At 41.7% G+C, this 26450-nt stretch carries 21 protein-coding genes; 18 read left to right on the forward strand and 3 right to left on the reverse strand.

The window, feature by feature from the left end; all coding sequences use genetic code 11:
* Position 1: 1 nt before the first annotated feature.
* From ORJ01_RS11890 to ORJ01_RS11920, 7 genes are all read left to right on the forward strand, one after another.
* On the forward strand, positions 2 to 784 hold the full coding sequence (locus tag ORJ01_RS11890; RefSeq protein ID WP_306178203.1) for a VacJ family lipoprotein: 783 nt from the start codon (positions 2 to 4) through the stop codon (positions 782 to 784).
* Positions 785 to 914: 130 nt separating this feature from the next.
* Positions 915 to 2039 (forward strand): non-hydrolyzing UDP-N-acetylglucosamine 2-epimerase, encoded by a 1125-nt coding sequence (wecB, locus tag ORJ01_RS11895; RefSeq protein ID WP_306178204.1) that lies wholly within the window; start codon positions 915 to 917, stop codon positions 2037 to 2039.
* A 189-nt stretch (positions 2040 to 2228) separates the two neighbouring features.
* Positions 2229 to 3137 (forward strand): sulfate adenylyltransferase subunit CysD, encoded by a 909-nt coding sequence (gene cysD, locus ORJ01_RS11900; protein ID WP_306178205.1) that lies wholly within the window; start codon positions 2229 to 2231, stop codon positions 3135 to 3137.
* On the forward strand, positions 3137 to 4543 hold the full coding sequence (gene cysN, locus ORJ01_RS11905; RefSeq protein ID WP_306178206.1) for a sulfate adenylyltransferase subunit CysN: 1407 nt from the start codon (positions 3137 to 3139) through the stop codon (positions 4541 to 4543). The genes cysD and cysN overlap by 1 nt, the downstream gene beginning before the upstream one ends.
* Positions 4544 to 4546: 3 nt before the next feature.
* Positions 4547 to 6274: an SLC13 family permease gene (locus ORJ01_RS11910; RefSeq protein WP_306178207.1), complete on the forward strand. Its 1728-nt coding sequence runs from the start codon at positions 4547 to 4549 to the stop codon at positions 6272 to 6274.
* A gap of 298 nt (positions 6275 to 6572) precedes the next feature.
* Positions 6573 to 7199, forward strand: coding sequence for a transposase (locus ORJ01_RS11915; protein ID WP_306178379.1), 627 nt, complete (start codon positions 6573 to 6575; stop codon positions 7197 to 7199).
* A gap of 102 nt (positions 7200 to 7301) precedes the next feature.
* Complete coding sequence (locus ORJ01_RS11920) at positions 7302 to 8714, forward strand: mannose-1-phosphate guanylyltransferase/mannose-6-phosphate isomerase (protein WP_306178208.1); 1413 nt, start codon at positions 7302 to 7304, stop codon at positions 8712 to 8714.
* A 50-nt stretch (positions 8715 to 8764) separates the two neighbouring features.
* Here ORJ01_RS11920 and wecC read toward each other — a convergent pair whose 3' ends face one another.
* Positions 8765 to 10012 (reverse strand): UDP-N-acetyl-D-mannosamine dehydrogenase, encoded by a 1248-nt coding sequence (gene wecC / locus ORJ01_RS11925; RefSeq protein WP_306178209.1) that lies wholly within the window; start codon positions 10010 to 10012, stop codon positions 8765 to 8767.
* Positions 10013 to 10260: 248 nt separating this feature from the next.
* Positions 10261 to 11265 carry a dTDP-glucose 4,6-dehydratase gene (gene rfbB / locus ORJ01_RS11930; protein ID WP_306178210.1) on the reverse strand — a complete coding sequence of 335 codons (1005 nt, stop codon included), beginning with the start codon at positions 11263 to 11265 and terminating at the stop codon, positions 10261 to 10263.
* 51 nt (positions 11266 to 11316) lie between these two features.
* Here rfbB and rfbC point away from each other — a divergent pair, with 51 nt between their 5' ends.
* The gene (gene rfbC, locus ORJ01_RS11935; protein ID WP_306178211.1) at positions 11317 to 11907 is read left to right on the forward strand and encodes a dTDP-4-dehydrorhamnose 3,5-epimerase; all 591 of its coding nucleotides are present in this window, start codon (positions 11317 to 11319) and stop codon (positions 11905 to 11907) included.
* A complete protein-coding gene (rfbD, locus tag ORJ01_RS11940) occupies positions 11907 to 12752 on the forward strand; it encodes a dTDP-4-dehydrorhamnose reductase (protein ID WP_306178212.1) in 846 nt (281 codons plus the stop codon). Before rfbC ends, rfbD begins: the two co-directional genes overlap by 1 nt.
* An 18-nt stretch (positions 12753 to 12770) precedes the next feature.
* Here rfbD and ORJ01_RS11945 read toward each other — a convergent pair whose 3' ends face one another.
* The gene (locus ORJ01_RS11945; protein ID WP_306178213.1) at positions 12771 to 14117 is read right to left on the reverse strand and encodes a hypothetical protein; all 1347 of its coding nucleotides are present in this window, start codon (positions 14115 to 14117) and stop codon (positions 12771 to 12773) included.
* A 324-nt stretch (positions 14118 to 14441) separates the two neighbouring features.
* Here ORJ01_RS11945 and ORJ01_RS11950 point away from each other — a divergent pair, with 324 nt between their 5' ends.
* The 9 genes from ORJ01_RS11950 (at position 14442) to ORJ01_RS11990 (ending at position 26424) form a co-directional block, all read left to right on the forward strand.
* Positions 14442 to 15770, forward strand: coding sequence for a capsule assembly Wzi family protein (locus ORJ01_RS11950; protein WP_306178214.1), 1329 nt, complete (start codon positions 14442 to 14444; stop codon positions 15768 to 15770).
* Positions 15771 to 15874: 104 nt separating this feature from the next.
* Entirely contained in the window at positions 15875 to 16384 is a 510-nt protein-coding gene (gene rfaH, locus ORJ01_RS11955) for a transcription/translation regulatory transformer protein RfaH (protein WP_306178215.1), read from the forward strand.
* Positions 16385 to 16553: 169 nt separating this feature from the next.
* Positions 16554 to 19370: an SLBB domain-containing protein gene (locus ORJ01_RS11960; protein WP_306178216.1), complete on the forward strand. Its 2817-nt coding sequence runs from the start codon at positions 16554 to 16556 to the stop codon at positions 19368 to 19370.
* A gap of 142 nt (positions 19371 to 19512) precedes the next feature.
* Positions 19513 to 20439, forward strand: a complete 927-nt coding sequence (locus tag ORJ01_RS11965; RefSeq protein WP_306178217.1) for a Wzz/FepE/Etk N-terminal domain-containing protein — start codon at positions 19513 to 19515, stop codon at positions 20437 to 20439.
* A gap of 97 nt (positions 20440 to 20536) precedes the next feature.
* Positions 20537 to 22030, forward strand: a complete 1494-nt coding sequence (locus ORJ01_RS11970) for a lipopolysaccharide biosynthesis protein (protein WP_306178218.1) — start codon at positions 20537 to 20539, stop codon at positions 22028 to 22030.
* A 161-nt stretch (positions 22031 to 22191) separates the two neighbouring features.
* Positions 22192 to 23205 (forward strand): polysaccharide biosynthesis protein, encoded by a 1014-nt coding sequence (locus ORJ01_RS11975; RefSeq protein ID WP_306178219.1) that lies wholly within the window; start codon positions 22192 to 22194, stop codon positions 23203 to 23205.
* Positions 23205 to 23996 carry a sugar nucleotide-binding protein gene (locus tag ORJ01_RS11980; protein ID WP_306178220.1) on the forward strand — a complete coding sequence of 264 codons (792 nt, stop codon included), beginning with the start codon at positions 23205 to 23207 and terminating at the stop codon, positions 23994 to 23996. The genes ORJ01_RS11975 and ORJ01_RS11980 overlap by 1 nt, the downstream gene beginning before the upstream one ends.
* A 2-nt stretch (positions 23997 to 23998) precedes the next feature.
* Complete coding sequence (locus ORJ01_RS11985) at positions 23999 to 25135, forward strand: glycosyltransferase family 2 protein (RefSeq protein WP_306178221.1); 1137 nt, start codon at positions 23999 to 24001, stop codon at positions 25133 to 25135.
* 122 nt (positions 25136 to 25257) lie between these two features.
* Complete coding sequence (locus ORJ01_RS11990) at positions 25258 to 26424, forward strand: hypothetical protein (protein WP_306178222.1); 1167 nt, start codon at positions 25258 to 25260, stop codon at positions 26422 to 26424.
* Positions 26425 to 26450 lie beyond the last annotated feature (26 nt).

Raw genomic sequence — 26450 nt, forward strand, 5'->3', positions numbered from 1 at the left:
TATGTCTTTATTCTTTTTTCGAGCCCTAATGATAGGCGGTGTGCTCAGCTTAACGGCCTGTGCTAGCGCACCAAGCGAGCAGCAAGCTGCAACAGCGAATAACACTCAGCCCGCCTATGTTGATGTACGAGATCCACTAGAGCGTATTAACCGTCCGCTCTGGGATTTTAATTACGATGTGTTAGACGCCTATTTACTTAGACCGCTAACCGTAGGCTACATCACGGTAGTGCCAAAACCGGCACGTAAAGGGTTAAGTAATGTAGTCAATAACTTAGGTGAGCCAGCTAGCTTCGTCAACAGCGTATTGCAAGCCAAACCCAAGAAAGCAGCCGTAAGCGTTGGCCGTTTTGTGTTAAACAGCACCACCGGTTTTTTTGGCTTATTTGATGTGGCAACCAATATTGGTTTGACCAATGCTGAAGAAGATTTCAGCCAAACCATGGCGGTATGGGGGATTGGCGATGGCCCATTTTTGATGATCCCTGCGCGTGGGCCTACCACGGTAAGAGATACAGCCGGCTCATTGGTTGATAATTTGTATTTCCCATTAAGCTTATTAAACACGCCGTTAACCATTTCACGTGCCGTAATTGGTGCATTAGACGGTCGTGAGCAGTTAATGCAAGTCGAAAATATGTTAAACGACTCGCTGGATCCCTACTCGTTTGTAAAAGAAAGTTATTATCAGCGTCAGATCTTTAAAATTTACGATGGTAATCCACCACAGCCTGAAGAAACGCTAGACGATGATATGTTAGATTTTCTTGAAGAAATCGAATAATACGCCAAAGCACTGAGGTCATACCACACTCCGGTACTGGTCACACCTCTGACCGCACTCCGGTACTGGTTTGTCCAGTAATGGGTAAAAAAGCCTAATGAAGGCGCGAGCAAATGAAAAGGAAAGCGATATGATCAAAGTCTTAAGTGTGTTTGGCACACGCCCTGAAGCCATCAAAATGGCACCATTGGTTAATCAATTAAAACAAGATGCGGCCTTTGATAGCCGTGTTTGTGTTACCGGTCAGCACCGTGAAATGCTGGATCAGGTACTACAGCTATTCAGTATCGAACCTGAATACGACTTAGCCATCATGAAAGCCGGGCAGGATCTCTATGACGTTACTACCAGTATTTTGCTTAACATCAAACCGGTACTGCGCGAGTTTCAACCCGATATCGTGTTAGTACACGGTGATACCAGCACTACTTTTGCCGCGGCCTTAGCCTGCTATTATGAAAAAATTGCGGTAGGTCATGTCGAAGCCGGCCTTCGTACCGGCAATATTTATAGCCCTTGGCCTGAAGAAGCCAATCGTAAGTTAACGGGCGCTTTAACCCGCTTGCACTTTGCGCCGACGCAAACCTCTGCGGATAACTTATTAGCGGAAAACCTGGCTGCCGCTAACATCGTTATTACGGGGAATACGGTGATTGACGCGCTACTGCAAGTTGTCGACAAAATTGATAACAGCCCAGAATTAAGCGCCAGTTTTGCCAAGCAATTTCCTTTTGTAAAAGACGATCGCCGCATGATTTTGGTAACAGGCCATCGCCGTGAAAGTTTTGGCGGTGGTTTTGAGCAAATTTGTGCTGCGCTAGCGGATATTGCTAAGCAATACTCGGATTGCGATATTGTGTATCCAGTTCATTTAAACCCCAATGTGCGCGAGCCGGTTTATCGTTTACTGAGTGATGTATCAAACGTGCATTTAATTGCGCCACAAGATTATCTGCCATTTGTGTATTTGATGAGCAGAAGTTACTTGGTACTGACCGACTCCGGTGGTATTCAAGAAGAAGCCCCGTCACTTGGCAAACCGGTTTTAGTGATGCGTGACACGACCGAGCGGCCAGAGGCGGTTGATGCCGGTACCGTGAAGTTGGTGGGTACAGATAGAGCTAAAATTGTGGCTGAAGTCACTCGCTTACTCAGTGACAAACCCTACTACGACAGCATGAGCTTCGCCCATAACCCTTATGGTGATGGCAAAGCCTGTGCACGAATTATCGCCACCCTAAAAACCTTCCGCTAAAGACTCCTCAGACCACACTCAGACACCGCTCTGACCTCCGACCACACTCCGGTACTGGTTGGAGCTCTTACCGGTGTCTGAGTGCGGTCGGACCTGTTGTTGGAAATAAGATATTCCAAAACAAGATAATTCGGTTTTGATTTGTTCTGGTAAGCTATAAACACTTACTTAGACGCAGGCGGAGTTATCATGGCAGCAAGTAGCCAAAGCCATTTAAAAGCCCTCGAAAACGAATCGATTCAAATTTTCCGTGAAGTGGTAGCCGAGTTTGATAATCCGGTGATGCTTTATTCGGTAGGTAAAGACTCGTCGGTGTTATTGCATCTGGCACGTAAAGCGTTTTACCCCGGCAAAATCCCTTTTCCACTGTTACATGTTGATACCACGTGGAAATTCAAAGAGATGATTGCGTTTCGTGATCAAATTGCTGTCGATCTGGGCTTAAATTTATTGGTACATCAAAACCCAGAAGGCTTAGCCATGAATATCAGCCCTTTTGAGCATGGCAGCAGCAAGCATACCGATATCATGAAAACCCAAGGCTTAAAGCAAGCCTTAGATAAATACAAATTTGATGCTGCTTTTGGCGGTGCAAGGCGTGATGAAGAAAAATCTCGTGCGAAAGAACGTGTTTACTCGTTTCGCGACAAGCATCATCGCTGGGACCCTAAAAATCAACGGCCAGAGCTGTGGAATATTTTTAATGGTCGAGTTGATAAAGGCGAAAGCATTCGCGTGTTTCCGTTATCAAACTGGACCGAACTAGATATTTGGCAATACATTTATCTTGAGAATATCCAAATCCCAGATTTGTATTTCTCTAAACCGCGCCCTGTGGTGGAACGCGATGGCACCCTAATTATGGTTGATGATGAGCGAATGCCGTTACAACCCGGCGAAACACCCAGCATGAAAAGTGTACGCTTTCGTACCCTAGGTTGTTATCCGTTAACGGGTGCTGTTGAATCCTCAGCGGCAACCTTACCTGAAATCATTCAAGAAATGTTGTTAACCAAAACCTCAGAGCGGCAAGGTCGGGTGATTGATCACGACAGCACCGGTTCGATGGAAAAGAAAAAAATGGAAGGGTACTTCTAATGAGCCATACCTCAGAATTAATAGAGCAGGATATTCTGGCCTACTTAAAGCAGCACGAAAACAAGCAATTACTGCGCTTTATTACGTGTGGCAGTGTGGATGATGGTAAAAGTACCCTGATTGGCCGCTTGTTGCATGACAGCAAAATGATTTTTGAAGATCAGCTTGCGGCTATCACTGAAGACAGTAAAAAAGTGGGTACTCAAGGCGAGCGTGTCGATTTAGCCCTGCTGGTCGATGGCTTACAATCTGAACGTGAGCAGGGCATCACCATTGATGTGGCTTACCGATATTTTTCAACTGAGAAACGGAAATTTATCATCGCCGATACGCCAGGCCACGAGCAATACACGCGTAATATGGCCACTGGTGCGTCGACCTGTGATTTAGCGATAATCCTGGTGGATGCACGTAAAGGCGTGCAAACCCAAACGCGGCGACACAGCTACATCTGTTCCTTGCTGGGTATTAAGCACGTGATTGTCGCCATTAATAAAATGGACTTAGTAGATTACTCTCAAGCCCGTTACAAGGCCATTCAAGAAGAGTATCTGGCGTTGGCTGGGGCTTTAGACATCCCCGATATCCGTTTCGTGCCTATTTCGGCCTTAGAGGGCGATAATGTGGTGCATCCCAGTGAAAAACTGAGCTGGTTCCGTGGCTCAACCTTGATGCAGTATCTTGAAAATATGGAATTAACGCTGGCTGAGAATGACGATTTTCGATTCCCGGTACAACTTGTTAGCCGCCCAAATGCCGATTTTCGTGGTTTCCAAGGCACTATTGCTTCCGGCAATATCGCTGTAGGTGATACCGTGCGGGTATTGCCAGCGGGTACCGTGTCTACCATCAAAAGCATCGTGACCTTTGATGGTGACTTGCAAAGTGCCAACGCAGGGCAAGCCGTAACGCTTACTTTGAATGATGAAATGGACGTTAGTCGTGGCAGTATGTTGGTAAAAAAAGACGCGTTGCCGCATGTTTCATCACGGATGCGAGCCAAGTTAATTTGGTTACATGACACCCCACTAAAAACCGACAGGCAATATTACTTTAAATTTAGCTGTAAAACCACGACAGGTGAGATCAGTAAACTGCATCATCGCATCGATGTGAATACCTTGGCAGAGAAATCAGCGGAAGTGTTAGCGATGAATGAAATTGGCTTGGTTGATGTTAATTTAACAGAAACTATGGCGTTTGATGTTTATCGTAAAAACAAGCTTACCGGTGCGTTTATTATTATTGACCGTTTCAGCAATTTAACGGTAGGAGCCGGCATGATTGATGCGCCCTTAGTTGCGACTGTTGCAGAAGAGGAAGAAATTAAAGGCCTCAGCGATTTTGAATATGAATTGATCATGCTTGTGCGCAAACATTTTCCCCATTTAATGTCTCGGCAGTAATAAATGAGCCTTGAAGCGAGTGTGCTTTTAGGGTTGCTGGTGATGTTGCTGATGGCGTTATTACGCTTTCAGCAGCATGCCGCCGCAGTATTTGGTGCCATGTTACTTGGCTTGTTAGCCGTGGGTTTTATTGATACGGCCGATGTATTAAAAAATGCGGCCAACTCGGGTTTAGCCACGTTAGTGTTGCTGGTTTTAATTTCTTACTCGTTAGAGAAAACCAGTATCTTACGACGTATTTCGCGCTTTCTATTTACCCGCTCTGTGTCGGGTTCGGTGTTTCGCACCGTCAGTTTTGCCGCTTTAGCCTCATCAGTATTAAATAATACCGCCGTTGTGGCAGCTATGCTTAACACCGTGCGTAGCAATAAAACGGTGTCGCCAGCAAAGTTGTTGATCCCGCTTTCTTATGCCGCGATCTTCGGCGGAACTTTAACCTTAATAGGTACTTCGACCAACTTAATCGTGCATTCAATGCTAACTGAAAAAGGCCATCCAGGTTTTGGCTTTTTTGACTTTACCTTGATAGGTTTAGGCGTCACGCTAGCCTGCGGTGGGGTCGTTATTTTTATGAGCCGATTTTTACCGAATGACACTATTGCAGCTGAAAACCGAAGCGCTTACTTGTTAGAAGCTGAACTAATGGGGGACTCGCCATTGGTAGGGCTTACGGTGGAAGAGGCTGGTTTGCGCCATCTTGATGCGTTATTTTTAACTGAAATCGTTAGAGGTAAGCAATTAATCCGGCCCGTAGCGCGTTATGACGTATTGTGTGCTGGCGATAAATTACTCTTTAGTGGCAACGTACATAAAGTCAACGTGCTTAAGCAATTTGTGGGGTTACGTTTATTTGCTGATGATAACGGTTTAACGACGCAAGTATTAACCGAGGTGATGATCAAGGAAGAGTCGGTATTAATCGGTAAAACATTAAAAAGTACCGGGTTTCGTGCCCGGTTCGATGCTGCAGTCGTGGCTGTGCGCCGTGAGGGTGAACAAGTCAGCGGTAAGTTGGGCGATATAGCATTAAAAGCCGGTGATGTAATGTTATTGGCAACTGGGCCAGATTTTAGCAGCAGGCATAACCTGAGTAAAAACTTCTATATTTTGTCGGATATTGATACCGAAGATATGCTCAGTGGCCACCGTGAAAAACTGACGTGGTGGGGCTTTGCGGTGATGATTAGCGTGAGTGTGTTTACTCCTATCAGTTTGTTACAAGCCGCGATGTTCTTTCTGGCCGTGTTATTGTTTGCTAAGTGCTTAACCGTTAACGAAATCAAACGTCGCTTCCCAATAGAAATTTGGTTGGTCGTAACCAGTGCGCTTTGTATTGCCACGGCAATGAATACCACCGGCTTATCGAACGTGATAAGTCAATTTGCAAGCACAGGTTTAAGTGGCCAAGCGCCGTTCTTTACCTTAATGGGCATTTTTTTATTAACTTATTTGTTAACCGAAATGATTACCAACAATGCCGCCGCGGCATTAATGTTTCCTATCGCCTACAGCTTGGCACAGGGGATGGGCGTTGATCCAATACCCATGGTGATGGGGGTGGCATTTGCCGCGTCAGCCAGCTTTATCACGCCTTACGGTTATCAAACCAACTTGATGGTATTCAATGCAAGTAACTACCGCCTTAAACATTTTTTCCTGATGGGAGCGCCCGTTGCTTTTACTTACATCGTGGTTAGTTTACTACTGATCCCTCGCGTTTTTCCCTTTTAACCCAGCTCTCCATCCCAAACACTGATCCGACCACACTCCGGTACTGGTCTGACCTTACTCAGAGACAGCTCCTACCATACTCCGGCACTGGTCCGACCGCACTCTGAGACAGGTCTTACCATACTCCGGTACTGGTCCGACCGCACTCTGAGACAGGTCTTACCTTACTCCGGTACTGGTCTGAGGTCTGATAGGTGAAATTTTTATTTGCAGCTTTTAATTTTGTTTACTATTTTAAATTTTGTTTAACATAAGGTTGCTAAAAATGTCTAGGAGGCTGCGTATGTTTATTGATAATATGCCGTATCACATTGTGCACAGGGGGCATAATCGGACGAACTGCTTCAAGTTTGAAGCAGTAAAAGGAATGTTCTTTTCTATGTTATGCAATAAGTTAGATGAGTGTGGCATCAAGTTACATGCTTTTGTGCTGATGTCGAATCACTATCATCTGTTAGTAACCCCACAATCAGGTAAAGAAGTACCGCATTTTATGCAATGTCTAGGGCGGCATTTTGCCGGCTACTATAACTCGCTGAATGAGAGAACCGGTACGGTATGGGATGGTAAATACTTTGCTAGTTTGGTCGAAAACGATTACTACGTTTTGGCATGTTATCGCTATATCGAACTTAACCCTGTTCGTGCAGGTATTGTTAGAACGCCGGATCAGTATCATTGGTCAAGCTATCATAGCAATGCCGGCGGTTTAAACTCGCAAATCATTGTGCCACATCCTAGCTATGAGGCATTAGGCGATAACAAATTTACCCGGCTACGTGCTTATCGTGAACTGTTTAACGCCGACATCGACAAAGCAGAGTTACAGGCTATCCGTCAGTCGCTGAATAAGAACTTGCCGTGTCAGTCTTTAATTGCAAATAGCAAACAAGTTCAGCCTGAGGCTATGTCAATCTCGGTTTGAATTTAATGCGTACTCAAGGGTGTTTGTAGTAAGGATAAATCACTATTTTTTTTATGCAAAGTAAGTTAGCTTTAGCGCACTCAATATTTGCCTGGAGTTTACATGTTATTACCTGTTGTTTTGGCAGGCGGCAGCGGTAGTCGGCTTTGGCCGCTTTCTCGAGAATTGATGCCTAAACAGTTTTTAACGTTGCATGGCGAAAAGTCTTTACTGCAATCAACCTTGCTGAGGTTAGAAGGGATTAGCGCAGCTAATCCCTTAGTTATTTGTAATGAAGAGCATCGTTTTATTGCGGCAGAGCAGCTAAGACAGCTAAATCTGCTGGATAAAAATATCATTTTGGAACCGATCAGTCGCAATACCGCCCCAGCTATTACGATAGCTGCGTTATATGCTATGCAAAATGGTGAAGATCCCATTTTACTCGTGCTAGCCGCCGATCATGTTTTTTCAGATATAGGTGCTTTTGAAAAGGCAATTATTACGGCTGAACCTTTGGCAGAAAAGGAACAGTTAGTCACTTTTGGCATTAAGCCCGCAGGGCCTGAAACCGGCTACGGATACATTAAACAAGGTAAAATGTTAGCTGAATGTGCTAGCGCATATCAGGTAAAACAATTTATTGAAAAACCTACCATTGAACGAGCTAAACAACTGCTTTTAGACAGTGATGTTTGCTGGAACAGTGGCATGTTTATGTTTAAAGCCAGTGCCTTTTTAAAAGAGCTAGCGGTTTATCGACCAGATATTTTGTTGCATTGCCAAAATGCGGTAGCGAAAACGCTGTCTGATACGGATTTTATGCGTATTAATAAAGAGCTGTTTATGCACTGTCCGGCAGATTCTATCGATTATGCCGTGATGGAACATACTCAATCGGTAGTGGTTGTCCCAATTGAAACGCAATGGAGTGATATTGGTTCTTGGTCTGCTTTGTGGGAGTTAGGATCAAAAGATGTTTGCGGTAATGTGCAACATGGCGCGGTGCTACAGCTCAATAGCAACAATAATTATGTGTATGCTGAAAGTGGTTTGGTTGCAACGGTAGGCTTAGAAAACACCATTGTTATTCAAACTAATGATGCTGTGTTAGTGGCGAATAAAGATCAAGTCCAGCAGATTAAAGAAATAGTCAAAAAGCTCAAAGAGGAAGGTCGATCAGAGCATTATACACACCGACAGGTTTATCGGCCTTGGGGGCAATATGACGTTATTGATCAAGGCGAAGGGTATAAAGTAAAACGTATTACTGTTTTACCTGGCGAAAAGTTGTCATTACAAAAGCATCAATATCGCGCTGAGCATTGGATAGTGGTGTCTGGCCAAGCAAAAGTTACACTGGGTAATGTTGAGCAAACTCTAGTCGAAAACCAATCAATCTATATTCCGATTGGTTGCATACATGCACTAGAGAATCCTGGAAATGCTTCATTGGAGTTGATTGAAGTTCAATCTGGTCGTTATCTTGAAGAGGATGATATTGAACGTTTTACTGATCGATATGGCAGAATCTAGCAAAAAATGAGTACCGGTAATTTAGCATACCGGTACTCTTAACTTTATTTTTAACCAAAAATCCCGCGTGTATCAATTACAACTTTTGCAGCCACTTCGTTAATATGCAGCGCTTTGAATTGACGGTGATCTACTAGCACTACTAACACATTGGCGCGCTCTAATGCTTTAGCGAGGGTAGTGAGTTTATCGTTGTGTTGGCTCATGCGTTTAGGCAATTCTTTAATGTTAGGCTCTACTAACAAAATCTCACCGACGTTGTCATTGATAAGATGCTCGGCAATATCTAAAGCTGGGCTTTCGCGTAAATCATCAATATCGGCTTTAAAGGCTAAACCTAAGCAAGCGATAACAGGGCGTTTGAATTGATCAGCCGCTTCTTTCACTTTATTAATAACATAATGTGGTTTGCCGTCATTAATTTCACGTGCAGTGCGGATCAGGTTGGCTAAATCTGGAGCTGAATCAACAATAAACCAAGGGTCAACGGCAATACAGTGGCCGCCAACACCCGGGCCAGGGCTTAAAATATTCACCCGTGGATGACGATTCGACAGTTTAATTAATTCCCAAACGTTAATTTTTAACTTATCGCAGATCAGTGATAATTCATTGGCAAAGGCAATGTTCACGTCACGAAAGGCGTTTTCAGTCAGTTTGGCCATTTCGGCAGTACGGGCGGTGGTGCGTAAACACTCACCACGTACAAACAGCTGATACAACGACATGGCCTTTTCAGCGCAGCGCTCGGTAATACCACCAATAATACGGTCGTTACTTACCAGCTCTTGCAATACACGGCCGGGTAAAACGCGCTCAGGGCAATGCGCAATATACACATCGGCAACGTCTGAATGATCTAACGGCACTTTTAAGTCAGGGCGTAACTCTTTTAACCATTCGGCAATTTGCTCTGTGGTGCCAACCGGCGAGGTCGACTCTAGAACAATCAAGTTACCTTTCTCAATAACTGGCGCAATATTCTCTAACGCGGTACGAATGTAACTGAGATCGGGTGCCTTGTTCTCTTTAAACGGGGTGGGCACCGCAATCATAAACACTTCTGCCTTCTCAGGTACCAGCGAAGCGCGCAATTTACCGGTTGTAACTGCAGCCTGCACCAACATATCCAAGTCGGGTTCCACAATGTGGATCTTGCCCTGGTTGATGGTATTAACCGCATGCTCCGACACATCAATCCCGACGACTTCAACACCACGCGAAGCAATTACCGCTGCTGTAGGTAAACCGATGTAACCTAAGCCAATAACAGACACTTTAGAAAACTGAGATAGCATTAATGATTCCTTGCAACGCTTATACAATGAGTATGAATAAGCTCATCTTAAGGTGCTGAATATGAATATACAATTTATCTGTAAAATAATTATTCAAATATCAGCATGAATTTTTCTTTTTGGGCTATTAAGGGGCTCTGAGTGTTGCCTGACCTGTCTCTGAGTGTGGCCTGACCTGTCTCGGAGTGAGGTCAGATCAGTGTCTGAGTGTGGCCCGCCCCTTTACCGGAGTGCGGTATGACCAGTTGCTAGGGGAGGTAAGCTGTAATGGTTTTGACAATCCCCTCAGCAAAGTTGGTGCTGGGTTGCCAACCAAGTTGCTGGGTGATTTTTGTGGCATCTAAAGCATAGCGACGATCATGCCCGGGGCGGTCTGCCACAAATGTGATCAGCTCGTTGTAATGGTTAATACCCATTTTGCTAGCCGGTATAAGCTTATCGAGCTCATGACAAATAATGCTTACCACCTCTAAGTTAGTCAGTTGGTTATTCGCGCTAATGTTATAGCTTTCACCAACAGTACCTTTTTGCAATACCGTTAATAACGCCTTGGCGTGATCTTCTACAAACAACCAATCGCGAATTTGCTGGCCATCCCCGTAAATGGGCAGCGGTTGGCCTTCAAGGGCGCGGTTTATCACTAACGGTATCAGCTTTTCTTGATGCTGAAATGGGCCATAATTATTGGTGCAATGGCTAATTAACACCGGCAAACCATAAGTACGTTGCCAAGCTTGAACTAAATGATCACTGGCAGCTTTACTGGCCGAATAAGGGCTACTGGGATGATAGGCACTTTGCTCGGTTGCGGCGTGCGCGTTTAGGGGAATGTCGCCATAAACTTCATCCGTTGACACATGCAGTAACCTAAACACCTGCTGCTGTAGAACTGGCAACTGTGCCCAATATTTTCGGCAGGCTTCAAGTAAGCTAAAGGTGCCAACAATATTGCTTTGTATAAAAGGCGCGGCAATATTGATAGAACGATCAACATGGCTTTCTGCCGCTAAATGAATCACATACTGCGGTTGATACTCAGCAAATAGCAAATGAAGCTGAGCCTCATCAATAATATCAAGCTGTTTAAACACGTAACGCGGGTGCTGCTCTGCCGTTTTCAACGCCAACGGGTTTGCGGCATAAGACAGTTTATCAATATTCACGATAGTAAAGTCAGTTGTTGCTAACAGCAAACGCACCACAGCAGAGCCAATAAAACCTGAACCACCGGTAACAAACACACACTTATTCATTCTTTTCTCTTACAAAGCCGTTAAAAGGTGCCAATAAAGCGACAGAGCTTTATGTATAATACACCCATTAGCGCACTACTTAGCCTACTCATGCAGATCACTAAAACACACTTACCAGACTGCCTGCTGATCCAACCGCCGGTGTATCATGATAACAGAGGTCATTTTCGTGAACTTTACGTCGCGGCCAAATACCAAGCGGCGGGTTTAACCCAAGCTTTTGTGCAAGATAACTTATCAAGCTCTCAACAAGGTGTAGTGCGCGGCATGCATTTTCAGCGCTTTAAGCCGCAAGGTAAACTGATATCTGTTTTGCACGGTGAAATTTATGACGTGATGTTAGATTTACGCCCCGCATCAGCCAGCTTTGGCCAATGGCAAGGTATTTACTTAGATGCACAGCAAGCACAACAGCTGTGGATCCCGCCTGGATTCGCGCATGGTTTTCAGGCATTAAGCACTTTTGCTTTAGTTTCATATAAAACTACAGCGTATTACGACCCAACCGATGAAGGCGCGTTTAACGCGCTGGATCCAAAGCTTGCTATTACATGGCCGCAGCCAGTAACTGTGATGTCAGACAAAGATCGCACAGCACCGGCTTTTGAGGTTGTTAAACAGCAACTGATAGCCGCTATATAATGGTAATTACGCCAAACATTTTACTCACCGGCGCTAACGGCCAGTTAGGTAAAGCGATTGCCGCAGAACTACTGGCTGCCAATATGGCTTTTGTGGCTACAAGCCGTGAAGAGTTGGACATTACTAACCAAGCCGCATTATCCGCTTTTTTACACCAGCTAAAACCCACTATTATTATTAACTGCGCGGCCTACACTGCAGTAGATCAAGCCGAAACAGACAGCGAAACCTGCTTTGCGGTAAACGAGCTTGCCGTTAAAGCGTTAGCTGAATACTGCGACCAAACAGAAAGTGTACTCATACACTTTTCAACAGATTACGTATTTGACGGTACCAGCAGCAAGCCATACGAAGAGCAAGACAAGCCAAATCCGCTTAATCAATATGGTAAAAGTAAGCTAGCGGGGGAGTTAGCCATTCAGCACGTAGCCTGTCAGCATTACATTATCAGAACCAGTTGGTTATACGGTGATACGGGCAAAAATTTTTACACCACCATGTGTAAGCTTGCACAACAGCCACAGGCAGTAAAAGTAGTTAACGATCAAATAGGTGCGCCAACAACGGTAAAAGCGTTAGCCGCGGTGATAACCTGCGTTTTAGAAAAACACACAACTCAACAAGCATTACCCTATGGTACTTATCATTATTGTAGTGATGAGTTTAAAAGTTGGTATCAGTTTGCTAAAGACATTTTTACCGAACAGCAAAGTAACACCCCGTTGGATCCGATATCGGCAGCCGACTATGCCCTTAGTAAACCAGGTATTGCAATAAGGCCGAGCAATAGTTGTTTGAATAGCGCAAAACTCGCAAAGTGGCTAAAAAATAACACTGAATTCTAGCCACTGAGTATGAAATGATTAATTAGGTGCAGTAACTTGAATACTGACAGTACTGTACTTAGCCCATTTACCGGTAGCGCGAGCTGAGGCGGTTAGTTTGCTGCGTTCAATTTGATTCAGTAAATACTGCTGATAGCTGGCGTTTTCATCATAGCGAATAACCGACACGGCCACCGTAGCGCGAATATTCTCATCAAATTTGTCGTCAATACCGTAGTCGGCCGGCGCCACATCATCAGGATATTGACCTTGTAACGGCCCTATAAAACTTTGGAAATAGCGGGTACCGTCAGTCAACGTGGTTTGAACATACAAATAAAACGTGTTGAATCCCGGTATTGCCCCTAAGTTGTAGTTAAAATTGTCTGAGGGTAAATCACGCACTAAAAAATTCTCTAATGCACTCATGGCATCACTGGTAGGTATGTTCAATACAACAGCGTCATTTATCGGGGGTAAAAAGTTTATGCGTTGCGATGCAGAACGTAATACCGTGCCTCCATCTGTCACATCAAATTGAGTATCAGAAGCTCGCACCATAATATAGTTAACACCATCTAATTCATTAAAAACAAAAGCCTCATTGCTATTCATGCGGCTTCTTAAATTAATCGTGCCTGTTTCAGTAAAGTGCCCTTCCAGCAATGATGCACTGCTGCTATTTACGCTAACGGGTATGGTCGACACATTTTGATCCAGTGTTAAGCTCACTTCGCTGTTCCCATTGTATTGTCGAATGCTACCCGCGATAGCATTGGCAGAGCCATGGTTGGCAAACGCCGTTAACAGCGGCCAACTGCCGTTAGCGACACGGCATATGCCTACCTGCTCAAAAAGCACTTCATTAAAAGCGGGGGAGGATTTGCGAAGTTCAGGGCTACTAAAACCAGTTAACTGAACGTCGCTAGCACTAAGCGCCCCGTTAGGCGAATTGACTCGCACATTAGTATTGCGACATTCGCAGCCTTGTTGCGTTTTACCAGGAACGAAAATGGTACCCATATCAACCACAGGGTGCTGCGCGTAGGAGTTAACAACAAACTCGGCACCCGCGCCGGTGCTAAACGTGATAACACTTAAGTTCACCGTATTGGCACCGGTAATGGCAGCAGAAATTTGACCTGCCGAATTCGCTTTATGCCGGCTGAGAACTTGCCAGTTTTGATCATGCACCAGTATTTCGGCGTTAGGTGAACTTGTTGTGGTACCGCATTGCGTTTCTTGAATAACATTGGCTTGCAGCGTTAAGGTGGTGTTATTGTTGCCAGAGCCATTTCCCGGGGAAGCATCATTACCGGACCCGCCGCCGCAGCCGGTTAGTAAAAGGCTGATTATGACGCTTGTAATTGCGTTTTTATTTAACATTGCCATGTCCTTATTTGCTTTTTATTGATGTTTTCAACGTAGTTTACATATTAGCGCGAAGCTTTCAATTGGAATATACATAAAAGCCATTTAGATAACATTAACTGGTCCAACCGCACTCCGGTACAGGTACGACCACACTCTGAGTCAGATCCTACCAGTCTCTGAGTGTGGTCTAACCAGTATCAGAGTGCGGTCGGGCCAGTTGGCGGGGTCGAGCGGTGTAATGTGGTTGCTTGCACAGGGGGGCTTTGGTAGCATTGCCAACGAATTAGCCATTACAGGACGTTAAACACAACGATGCGGCTCACTACAACAGTTTCTATGGCGCTTGCCGCCGTGCTATTCACCCAACAACTGCACGCAACGCCGTGGCTGAAAACGGACGATCCTTATTTACAACAAAGCTTACAGCAACTTGCTAACGCCGGTTTGATCACCACACCCGTCAATACCTGGCCAGTAATGTGGCAACCCATCTTGCAAGACTTGGCCAATATCGACGTTAATCAGCTTAGCGCGGCACAGCAACAAGCGTTTTACCGCATTCAATCGGCCGCCAGTTTTTCGCAGCAAACGCAAATTAAAAGCTTAGCCTTGCAGGGCAGTACCGATCCTATCGGTCAACAAGGTTTCGGCGTGCAGCACCAACAAGATGGCTTGTTAAGTATTGGTGCAGAGCTAAAAGGCGGCAACTGGGCGGCAGGGGTGTTTCAACAAGTAAGAACCGACAGTTACGACGCCAACGAATATTCAGAAAACAAACAGCATTGGGATAACAGTTACGCGGCCTATACGGCAGGCAATTGGGTGCTAATAGCGGCACTGCAACCGCAATGGTGGGGCCCGGCTATCCACAGCAGCTTTAACTTCAACAATCAGCAGCGGCCCACTCGTAGCGTGCAATTAAGCCGTTTAAACCCCAATACCCCGTTGCTAAACAACCTGGCCTGGCTTGGCCCGGTAAGTTTTAATATTCAAGTGGGTAGTTTTGCCGGCACTTCGCCGCTGCGCCATGCCAACTATGCCGCAAGTCGGTTGGGTATAAAGCCATTTTCAAAACTAGAACTGGGTTTTAGCGCCCGTAATGTTGAACCCAATTTTACGGAATTACCGCTTCAACAGCCCTACAGCACGCTATTACCCCAAGATAACCTACGCACCTTTGGTGCTGATATGCGTTATCATGTGTCTGAAGTAGCAGCTCTTTATGCCGAAGTGTCGCATCAACAAGCTGACAAAAGCGCCACCGGCTGGCTAGTTGGCAGCCATTATCACTTAGGTAACGACAGTGTACTGATCCGCTTTTTCGCAGAATACCAACAGCTGCCCGAGCACTATAACCAATGGCTATTTATTGAACCTGGCGCCGAAGCCGCACCCATTGATAACGAGTGGGTGATGGGTTTACAGCTTACTACTCCGTCGGGTAAAGCCGGTTATCTGAAGCTTAGCCAAAGCAACTATCAGCTAAACAACAACAACAACAACCTTGCGCAATTAAAGCGCGCTGTGGCCTTACATCTGGGTTACCAGCAGCCATTGTGGAATAGTTTATTGAAGCTCGACTATCAACTGCAAAAAACCGATAACCTGAGCGACAATACCGATTTTAACCATGCTATTGGTGCCCGTTGGGAATGGCGTTGGTAGTGATCGAAAATTCAGCACTTAGCCTGGCTTGTGGGCTAAAGTGTTTGACGCAGCGGTTAGGCAACCTTACCATTGCGCTTGCAAAACAATGGACGCAATAAGTTATGGATAACTGGTACTTGCTATACAGCAAACCCAAACAAGAAGGCCGGGCGCAAGAGCACCTAGCAAACCAAGGCTTTGAAAGCTTTGTACCTCATATCCATATCACCAAAATTCGTGCTGGCAAACACATCACTAAAACTGAGCCCTTATTTCCACGTTACATTTTTTTAAAAGCAGCCTGTGATGTTAATTTATCCAGTATTCGCAGTACCCGTGGTGTAGCCGGCTTTGTTAAATTTGGCCAAACCCTCGCATCGGTGCCAGAACAGCTTATCCATGGACTGCTGAATCAACAAATTGCCTTACAACTCCAAGCACCTGCGCCAGTTTTTCAGCCAGGGCAACCATTAGAAGTGCTATCAGGCCCGTTTGCTAGCCTAAATGCGGTATTTCAACAAGCCGATGGCGACAGTCGCAGTATTATTTTATTAAATTTTTTAGGCCAGCAAGTTAAATTGGCAATGAATAACAGTAACTTAGTTGGCAAAGCAAACATTAATAACAACTAATTTTATAAAAGTTACACCAATACATGCAGTAAAGCGGGGCGGTTTTAAGCTATAATCCCGCGCTTGATAAAATAGATTTGCAGTTCTGGGGCGCATAACTCAGTGGCGGTAGCGTGCCTGAACAGCAGCAAAACATCATTTTGATAACTAACAATACGGAAGCATTTTCATGGGGTTGTCTAAGAGTTTTTTCCGCACCTTGGCGTTAAGTGCTGCTGCAGTGTTGTTTACTGCAAGCGCAACGGCACAAATCACTGCGGCACAGATTGAACAGTTTAAACAACTTCCTCGCGCCCAACAGGAAGCGTTAGCCGCGCAATATGGTGTCGATTTATCGCAACTAAGCGGCCAAAGCAACTCGGGCAGTGTTACACCGTCGCCAAGCTTGCAACAGCTTACGCCGATGCGCCAGGTTAATACCCAAGCCGACGATGTAATAGAAAATGCCACCGGCATGATGAACAACTCTGCTGATGATAAACCTGAAGCGGCCATAACAACTAAGCAAAAGCCACGCAACTTACGCCAAAGCTTACAGCAATTTGGCTACGATTTATTCGCCGGCTCGCCCAGCACCTTCGCCCCCGTGTCAGATGCGCCAGTACCGGTAGATTATGTGGTTGGCCCAGGCGACAGCATTCGCATCCAGCTTTATGGTAAAGAAAACGTACAACAAGAGCTTAGCGTTGATCGCAACGGCCAAATCTTCTTTCCTAATATTGGCCCCTTAATGGTTAGCGGCTTAACCTTCAACGAATTAAAGCAAAACCTCAATGCTGTAGTAGAGCAGCAAATGATTGGTAACCAAATAAACGTTACCATGGGTTCATTGCGCTCTATTCGGGTATTTGTGCTAGGCGAAGCCTTTCAACCGGGTGCTTACACCATTAGCTCGTTATCCACCGCTACCCATGCCGTGTTAGCGGCCGGCGGTGTGAAAAAAATTGGCTCGCTGCGTAATATCGAAATTAAACGCAGTGGCAAAACCGTCGCTAAGTTAGATTTATATGATTTACTGCTGCGCGGCGATACCTCGGGTGATATCACTTTGCAACCGGGTGATGTGGTCTTTATCCCTACAGTACAGCGCACCGTGGGTATTGGTGGCGAAGTATTACGCCCCGCCATTTACGAGCTTAAAAATGAGAAAACCGCCGATGACATCGTACGCTTAGCCGGTGGCTTTTTACCCACGGCTTTTCCGGCGGCTTCACGCTTAGAGCGCATCGATAACAATGGCGCGAAAATTTTAAAAGATATCGACCTTACCCAAGCCAGCGGTAAAACAGCGGCCTTATGGCAAGGCGATATTATCGAAGTGTATTCAGTACTGGATCAAATCGACAATATTGTGAAGTTAAGCGGCCATGTGCATCGCCCTGGTGGCTTTGGCTGGCGCGAAGGCATGCGTATCAGCGATGTACTGCCCGATCTGCGCGAGTTACTGCCTAACCCCGATTTAAACTACGGTATTATTCGCCGCGAAACCTACCCAACGCGTGAAATTGAAGTGATTGCCTTTAACCCCGGTATCGCAATAACCCAGCCTAATTCTGCAGCAAACCTTGCGTTAAAAGCCCGCGATACGCTGTTTTTATTTGGTAGCAATGAAGATCGTGAACAGCGCTTAGCCACACTGATTGCCGAACTACGCGACCAAGCACGCTTCTTACAACCGCCTAAAGTGGTATCGCTACGCGGTTATAGCCGTTTTAGTGGCGATTTCCCGCTCACAGCAGGTATGACGCTAGGTAACTTATTACAAGCAGGTTTTGATTTAGACCAATTTGCCGATAAAAACTATGCCTTACTGGCGCGCTTTAATAGTGAAACGGTAAAAACCAGCGTGCAAGTGGTGTCGCTGGCCAACCCAAACAGCCTAGCTATTCCATTACAAGCGCTAGATAAGCTGTATGTGTTTTCAATGACAGAGCCACGTGAGCCTGTCATAGAAGGCTTGGTGGCGCGTTTATTACAGCAAGCTGACAAATCAACTCCGCAAATGGTGGTAAACATTGAAGGCGATGTGCGCTTCCCCGGGCGTTACCCATTAACTCGAGATATGAGTGCAGAAGATTTAATTGAAGTTGCTGGCGGTTTTCGCGAATCAAGCTATGCAGTAAGTGCCGAATTAACTCGTCGCTCAACAGATGGCAGCTCTAACTTTGTAACTGACCATCAAGTACTAGAGCTTAGCCAAGCAGCCAGCAAAACCCTCAATCCATTAGACACCCTGCAAATTAAGCGTATTCCAGAGTGGCGCGACAGTAACACGGTAAAACTGGTGGGTGAAGTGCGTTTCCCAGGTATTTATACCGTTAAGCGCGGCGAACGTTTAGCCGATGTGATTAACCGTGCCGGTGGCTTTACCAGTTTAGCCCAGCCAGAAGCGACAGTATTTAGCCGCGCCAGCATTCGTGAAAACGAACAGCGGCAATTAGAAGCGCTGCGCTTAGGTTTACAGCAGGAACTTGCTGCTCAGGCGGTTACCGCAACCAATAGTTCCAACAGTGTCGCCGATGCCGAAGCCTTGTCTGCTAAATTAAATGAAACGCAAGCCGTAGGGCGTTTAGTTATTGATATGGATGCGGCCTTAGCCGGTAACAATGGCCAAAACATTGAGCTAGAAGATGGCGATGAAATTTTCGTACCGCAACTGCGCAATGCCATTAGCATTATTGGTGAAGTACACAGCCCCTCAAGCCATGTATTTACGGCGGGCGTATCGGTTAAAGACTATTTAAGCCGCGCCGGTGGCTTTAAACAACGCGCCGACAAAGACGCGGTATATGTTATTAAAGCAGACGGTAGCGTAATGAATAACCACAATAGCTGGTTTGCCATTAGCCGTAACCGTTTAGAGCCAGGCGATACCATCGTAGTACCACTTAATACCGAGTACAAAGATGGCTTAACCATCTGGGCAACCGCGACGCAAATTATATATAACAGCGCCGTTGCTATAGCCGCTATTGCGACGCTTTAATAATGTTGAATGTTGAATGTTGAATGTTGAATGTTGAATGTTGAATGTTGAATGTTGAATGTTGAATGTTTAGTTTTTGGTGCTTGGTTGCTGGTGGCTATAGCCGGTAACCAGGCAGCAAATAGCTTTAACAAGGAATACTATGTCTGAGAATATAAACGCGCCGCAAACTGCAGCCGCGGATGACGAAATTGATTTGCGCGAGCTTTTTAGTGCCATATGGCAAGGTAAGTGGATTATTGCCGGCACGTCCTTTGTGTTTGCCGTGCTGGCTGTGATTTACGCGCTAAGCTTACCAAATATTTATAAAAGTGAAGCGCTACTATCACCCGTATCACAAGATGGTGGTTTAAGTATTCCTGGGCAATTAGGTGGCTTGGCGGCGTTAGCAGGGGTGAATTTAGGTGGTGGTGCCAATGACAAAACCACCTTAGCCATAGAGGTTTTGAAAAGCCGTGATTTTATTGGCCGCTTTATCGAAAAGTACGATTTATTTATACCGGTAATGGCCGCTGAAGGTTGGAACAGAGGCAGTGACAGTTTAATTATTGATAGTGATATCTTTAATACAGAAACGAATGAGTGGGTACGTAACGTAAAAGTGCCTTTTTCACCTAAACCGAGTATTCAAGAAACCTATACCGAATTTATGAAGCTGCTAAGTGTGTCGCAAGATAAAACCAGCGGTATGGTAACGCTCAGCCTACAGCACTATTCACCCTATTTAGCCAAAGATTGGGCAGATAAATTAGTTCTAGAAATTAACGAAGATATGCGTAACCGTGAACTTATCGAAGCGCAACGCAGTATCAGTTATTTAAATGAACAAATTAATCAAACTAATCTAGCCGATGCTAGAGCAATGCTATTTTCGTTAGTAGAGGAGCAAACTAAGACGTTAATGTTAGCGAATGTCCGTAGTGAATATGTCTTTAAAACTGTTGACCCTGCCTTAATAGCGGAGAGAAAGTCGAAGCCGTCTAGAATGTTAATTTGCATATTACTTGTTTTAATTGGATGTGTTGTAGCTACGTTTATAGTAGTAATAAAACATTTCAGCTTTAAGTAATAAAGTAATTTTAAAATTTTTTAGGTGTCCTTTATTAAAGTGATGATAAAAACTAATATTTCAGATATTAACAATAATTTAAAAGGTAGTTTCATCTGTGTTTGTTAATATTTTGGCAAATATTTTTGGTAGATTGTGGGGTACATTATCAGTATTTTTATTTATTCCTCTATATATTAAATATCTTGGCTTTGAAAACTATTCAATAATAAGTTTCTCTTTAGTTTTAAGCAGCCTAATTATGATAATAGGTACAGGGTTTACATCCGCATTGTCAAGAGAGTTAGCTAGGGCGGACATAAACAGTGAAAAAAAGAAGACTGTATTTGTAACATTAGAAACATTTTTTTTCATAATTGTACTTTTTTTTGTTTTGCTAGGATTGTTTTTAATAAATATTTATTCAGGAGATATAATAAAGTCAGATCTTTATTCGTCCAAAGAATTTAAATATTTATTTTGTATAATCATAGTTGAATCAGGTTTGCAATTTTTTATCAAATTTTACCTTGGTGGCTTTTTAGGTCTTGAAAAACACATATTAGCTAATTGGTTTCAGGTTCTTTGGGGAGTGTTTCGTAATGGTTTAGTGGTGCCTGTTCTAATAATTAGCCCTATCTTGGAGTCTTTTTTCTTATGGCAATTATTTGTTTCTTTTATTTTTGTTTTTATATTTAGAGCTTTTTTAAGTAAAGAGATTTCAGGTAGTTATTTTTTATTAAAATTAAATATAGACGTGAAAGTATTGAAGAGCATATGGCGTTTTGTTTTAGGCATGTTTTTAATATCACTTGTTGCTGCTGTAAACACTCAAATGGATAAGTTAATGATAAGTATCAAGTTGCCAGTTGAAGAACTTGGTTTTTACACGATGTCAGTAACCTTGGCAATGGGAATACTAGTAATTGTGAGTCCTATCTCAGCAGCAATACTTCCTAGGCTTACTTCTTTATATTCAGAAAGAAATGTTGAAGAAGCAACAGTTTTATATAACTCAACAAATTTTTATACTTCCATTTTAATATTTACAGTAATGTCACTTTTAGTGTTTAACGCCGAGCGCCTGTTATTTATTTGGACTGGAAGCCATGAAATTTCTTACAAAGCTGGTATGTATCTTCCAATAATAGCTGTTTCTATGGCTATGCTTTCTCAGCAGGTTATTCCTTATGCTATAGCTGTAGCTAACGGCTATACAAAATTAAATAATTTAATTGGTTTTTTGAGTATTATGATCACTTTACCAGGCTATTGGTATGGAATTTCAATGTATGGTGTATTTGGTGCTGCAGTGGTTTTCTGCTTCGTTCAGTGTGTAACTTGTTTATTTTATAAGTATCTTATTGAAAAAAAGTTTTCTTATAAAAGTAGTATTTTAGAATCATACATGTACAATCTTATTTTTCCTTTAATAATTACTTCGTTGATTGCATATTCGTTGACATTTTACTCATTCCAAGGGATTTCTAGATTCATATCACTATTAGATATTGGATTTAATTTCTTAGTTACTTTTCTGCTCTCTTTACTAATTTTAAAGCCAAGCTTTGCTAAGAAAGTATACCTAAAAGTTCTCAAGGGAAACAGCTAAGAGTTATATATGATATTTTTTCAATTTCTAATTGATTTTTAAAGGATTCAATGCAAATTTCAATAGATTCTATAATTAATGAGTTAATGAGTTAATGAGTTAATGAGTTAATGAGTATTTCTAATTGATTACAATTTTATTATTTTTTAAGTGAGTTTTAAATGAAATATGATTTTAAAGACAAAGTGGTATTAGTAACAGGTGGAACTGGTTCTTTTGGTGGAATGTTCGCTACTTATCTTTTGAAAACTGATGTTAAAAAAATCATCGTTTTCAGCCGTGATGAAAAAAAACAAGAAGATATGAGAAGAACATATCCAGATCCTAGAATGACATTTGTGATAGGAGACGTGCGTGATATTGATTCTGTAAATAGAGCTATGAAAGGAGTTAACTATGTTTTCCAAGCAGCTGCTTTGAAACAAGTGCCCTCTTGTGAATTTAATCCTTTTGAAGCCGTAAAAACAAATGTAATCGGTTCAGAGAATGTACTAAACGCCGCTGTCGATAATCAAGTTGAAAAAATAGTTGTTTTGAGTACAGATAAAGCAGTTTATCCTATCAATACTATGGGTATTACTAAAGCTCTGATGGAAAAAATTGCGATAGCCAAGGCAAGGGACGTTTCAATTAAAGGTAATGGTCCAAAAATTACTATTACACGTTATGGAAATGTCATGTGCTCAAGAGGTTCGGTTATACCTTTCTTTATTGATAGAATTTTAAAAGGTCAACCTTTGACTATTACAGATCCGAACATGACTAGGTTTATGATGTCTTTAGAGCAGTCAGTTGACTTAGTTTTGTTCGCACTTTTTGATGCTTCTCAAGGTGAAATTGCTGTTCAAAAATCACCTGCAGCGACTGTGCAGCAGGTTGCTGAATCACTTATGCGTCTTTTAAAGAAAGAGGTACCTTTAGAAATTGTTGGTGCAAGACATGGTGAAAAGATGCATGAGTCACTCTGTTCTAAAGAAGAAATGACTTTAGCAATTGATTGCGAAGATTATTTTAGAGTGCCTGCAGATTTACGGAATCACGACTATAGCTTTCAGGCAAGTAATGTTATTAAACATAAAAACGAATATGCATCTTACAACACAAGGATGCTAAATTCAGAAGAACTTGATTTCCTCTTGAAAAGTCAACCTTATGTAAAGGGATATTTGAAGTAATGAGAGTTTTAGTTCTAGGTTCAAATGGTATGCTTGGCCAGAAAGTTGTTGAATATTTCAATACAAAAGCTGGATTTACTGTAATTAAAGATTCTTTAAGATTTGATTACTACAATCACATTAGTTATGTAAATTACATCAATGATCTGAAGCCTGATTACGTTATTAATTGCATTGGATTGATCAAGCAAAAATCTACTGATTTTAGTGCACTTGTAATGTTAAACAGTTTTTTACCATTTCTAATAGCTCGCTCTATCAAAGCAAAATTTATTCATGCAAGCACAGACTGTGTATTCTCTGGTGATTTCAATTCAAAAAAAGATATTGATAGCATTCCTGATTGTATCGATGATTATGGAATTTCTAAATATTTTGGTGAGTTAGGACTATTAAGGTTGTCTAATGCAAAGATTATCAGAGCTTCTATTATTGGTGTTACTGAAAATTATCAATCAAAAGGATTAATGGATTGGTTTGCAAAAACAAGGCAAGGTGATATTGTTAATGGATTTGTCAATCATTTATGGAATGGCATTACAACTTTAACGTGGTGTGAAATTTGTCACAGAATTATCTTAGGTGAAATATCTCTAAATATTATTCAAGCAGGAACTAAAGAAATATACTCTAAATATGATATGTTAAATATATTTTCTAAATTTTTTCCAGGAACAGCTGATGTAATACCGTTTTCAGATGTTAATAGCATTGATAGATCACTTGAACCAAATTACTTTGTAGATAGTTTAGAGATACAAATGTCTAATTACTTTAGGTGTAGTGAATAAAAATGAATATAATTTTAAGCATAGTTATACCAACAAAAAACCGCTATTACTATTTGAAATTTATTCTCGATTATTTTTCAAGTATACCTGATGACGATATTGAGTTGGTTGTTCAAGATAACAGCGATTATAACATTTCTCATGATACTAAAATTTATATAGATTCTCTTAATGACAATCGTATAATCTATAATCACAATGATAAAGATTTATCACAAAAAGATAACTGTGATTTAGCAATATATCAAGCAAAAGGTCATTATGTTTTAATGTTAGGAGATGATGATATTTTTAGTAAATTTTTGATAAATTACTGTAGAGACTGGAAGGCTCAAAATGTAGACGCAGTTCTTACTAAAAGACCTGTTTATAACTGGCCAGATGTAACACCTCGTTTTTATAAAAACAGCTCATCTTCAGATTTTAATCTGCCACCTTTTAAAAGAAAAGAAGAAGAATTTGATTTAAATGAGTTGAAAAATAAGTTTATAAAAACAGGTGGTGTTGAAATCGGAAACATGCCTCGGGTTTATCATGGTATTGTGACAAAAGCTGCATTAGATACAATTTATTTAAAAACTGGTTCCTTCTGTCCTGGACCAAGCCCTGACATTGCAAATGCTATTTCTTTACTCTTTACTATAAATAAGTTTATCTATATTGACGTTCCTTTAATTGTATCAGGGCAATCAATCAAAAGCGCTGCTGGCAAAGGTAGTCAGGGTCAGCATTATGATGAAGTATATAACGTTAAACAATTGCCTGTTAATCAATCTCAAAAGTGGCTAGATTTTGTCCCATATTATTGGTCTGGAAAAACAATATATGCTCAGTCTTCTTTTGAAGCACTTGAAGCTCTGGGATTAAGTTCTGTAGCAAAGAGATTAAATAAAGAGTACATGTTGGCATCTTGTTTGGTCTTTGATTTTAGATTTTTCAAACGTATTAAAAAAGCTATTTTTAATGTTGGTTTTTTATCTATACCAGCCATTATTTATTATTATATTTTAATATGGGCAAATAGGTTGAAAGTTCATTTTAAGCGTTTTTTTAAATCTGACAAGTCTCGTTTATTTTACTTGGAAAGTAATGATGTTCGCGGTGTTATTGACGTTATCGACAAAGATATCAATATTTAGAATATATAGAATATATAGAATATATAGAATATATAGAATTTGAAGCTTCTATCCATTTCACTAAGTGTGGTCAAAATGAACAATTATATTCTTTGTAAATCATTTTTACTTGTTTCGTTATTATGATAAAAAATATTCTACTGAGAGCTTTCTATACTTTATCATCCACTGGTTCTCTACTTCAAAAAATAAGCCTTTCAAGTGAAATATCGTTAATTTCAATTGTTGCACAATTGGTTGATTCGAATTTTAGAAAAATACAAATTTATTTTTTCTTTATAATGTCATCATTACTTTTATTTAATATTCTATTTTTATCTGTTGGTGATTCATTTTTTAAATTTAGTTCTTTTGCTGTTGCTGTTATAACTCTGTCAGTGATTTCTTTTTCAAATCTAGAACGTTTGTATGAATCTAAATTATTTTTAGTCAAATTTGCTTTTTTTTCTGTATTTATATCTTTTTTTACATCGTTGACAGAGACTTTTTTTATTGATTTTATAGATGCAAGAACAAATTTGGTTTTTGTCTTAGAGAGATTTACTTTCTTTTTTGATGAACCATCACATTACGGAATTTTTTTAGCTTTAGTCTTGCACATGTGCAGTTTGAAAGGGTATGGTCGTTTCTTTGCTTTAGTCTTATTTTTTGGTTTATTAATGACATGGTCTTTATCTGGTTTTTTATTATGGGTTCTGATTTTTTTATATAAAAACGTTACTAATTTTAATAAGAAGGCTTTTAAGTCTTTTTTCTTTTTCTTTATTTTTTGTTTGTTTTTATTTGTTTTTTGGGTTGGATTTGTTTCTCATTTAGATTTTTGGCTTGTTCACAAGCTTGAATCAATTTTCTTGCTTTTTAGTGGTGAAAATAAGGTTAGCAGCGCATTACTCCGCTACAATTCTACATTTATGTTTGTTAATTATTTTTACGAATGTTACCTTAATGCCGATTTTCAGTCTTTTTTATTTGGTGAAGGTTTTGGGAATTTGAGTAAATGGATTAATGACTTTTATTATTATAACTTCGGTATTAATGAAATAGGTGAAGTTAGTAGTTTTTTGTCTGCAATTGCAATTCAAAATGGTTTTGTTGGCTTGTCAATCTTTTTTGTTTCCTTTTATTCTTGCTTTAGTTCGTCATCAATATTGAAACCTAATTTTTTTCATTTTTCTGTTTTGATTTTTTTTCTATCCTTATTCTCAGGTTTCGCTTATGGAAGTCTAGCTATTCTTTACTACTTTATACTTATTATCATTGCTGTTGATATCAGAAAAAAACTTTCATAAAATCAACGTGTATTTAGTTTTCTGGT

The organism is Alishewanella sp. SMS8 (assembly GCF_030737935.1).
Classification (GTDB): Bacteria; Pseudomonadota; Gammaproteobacteria; order Enterobacterales; family Alteromonadaceae; genus Alishewanella; species Alishewanella maricola.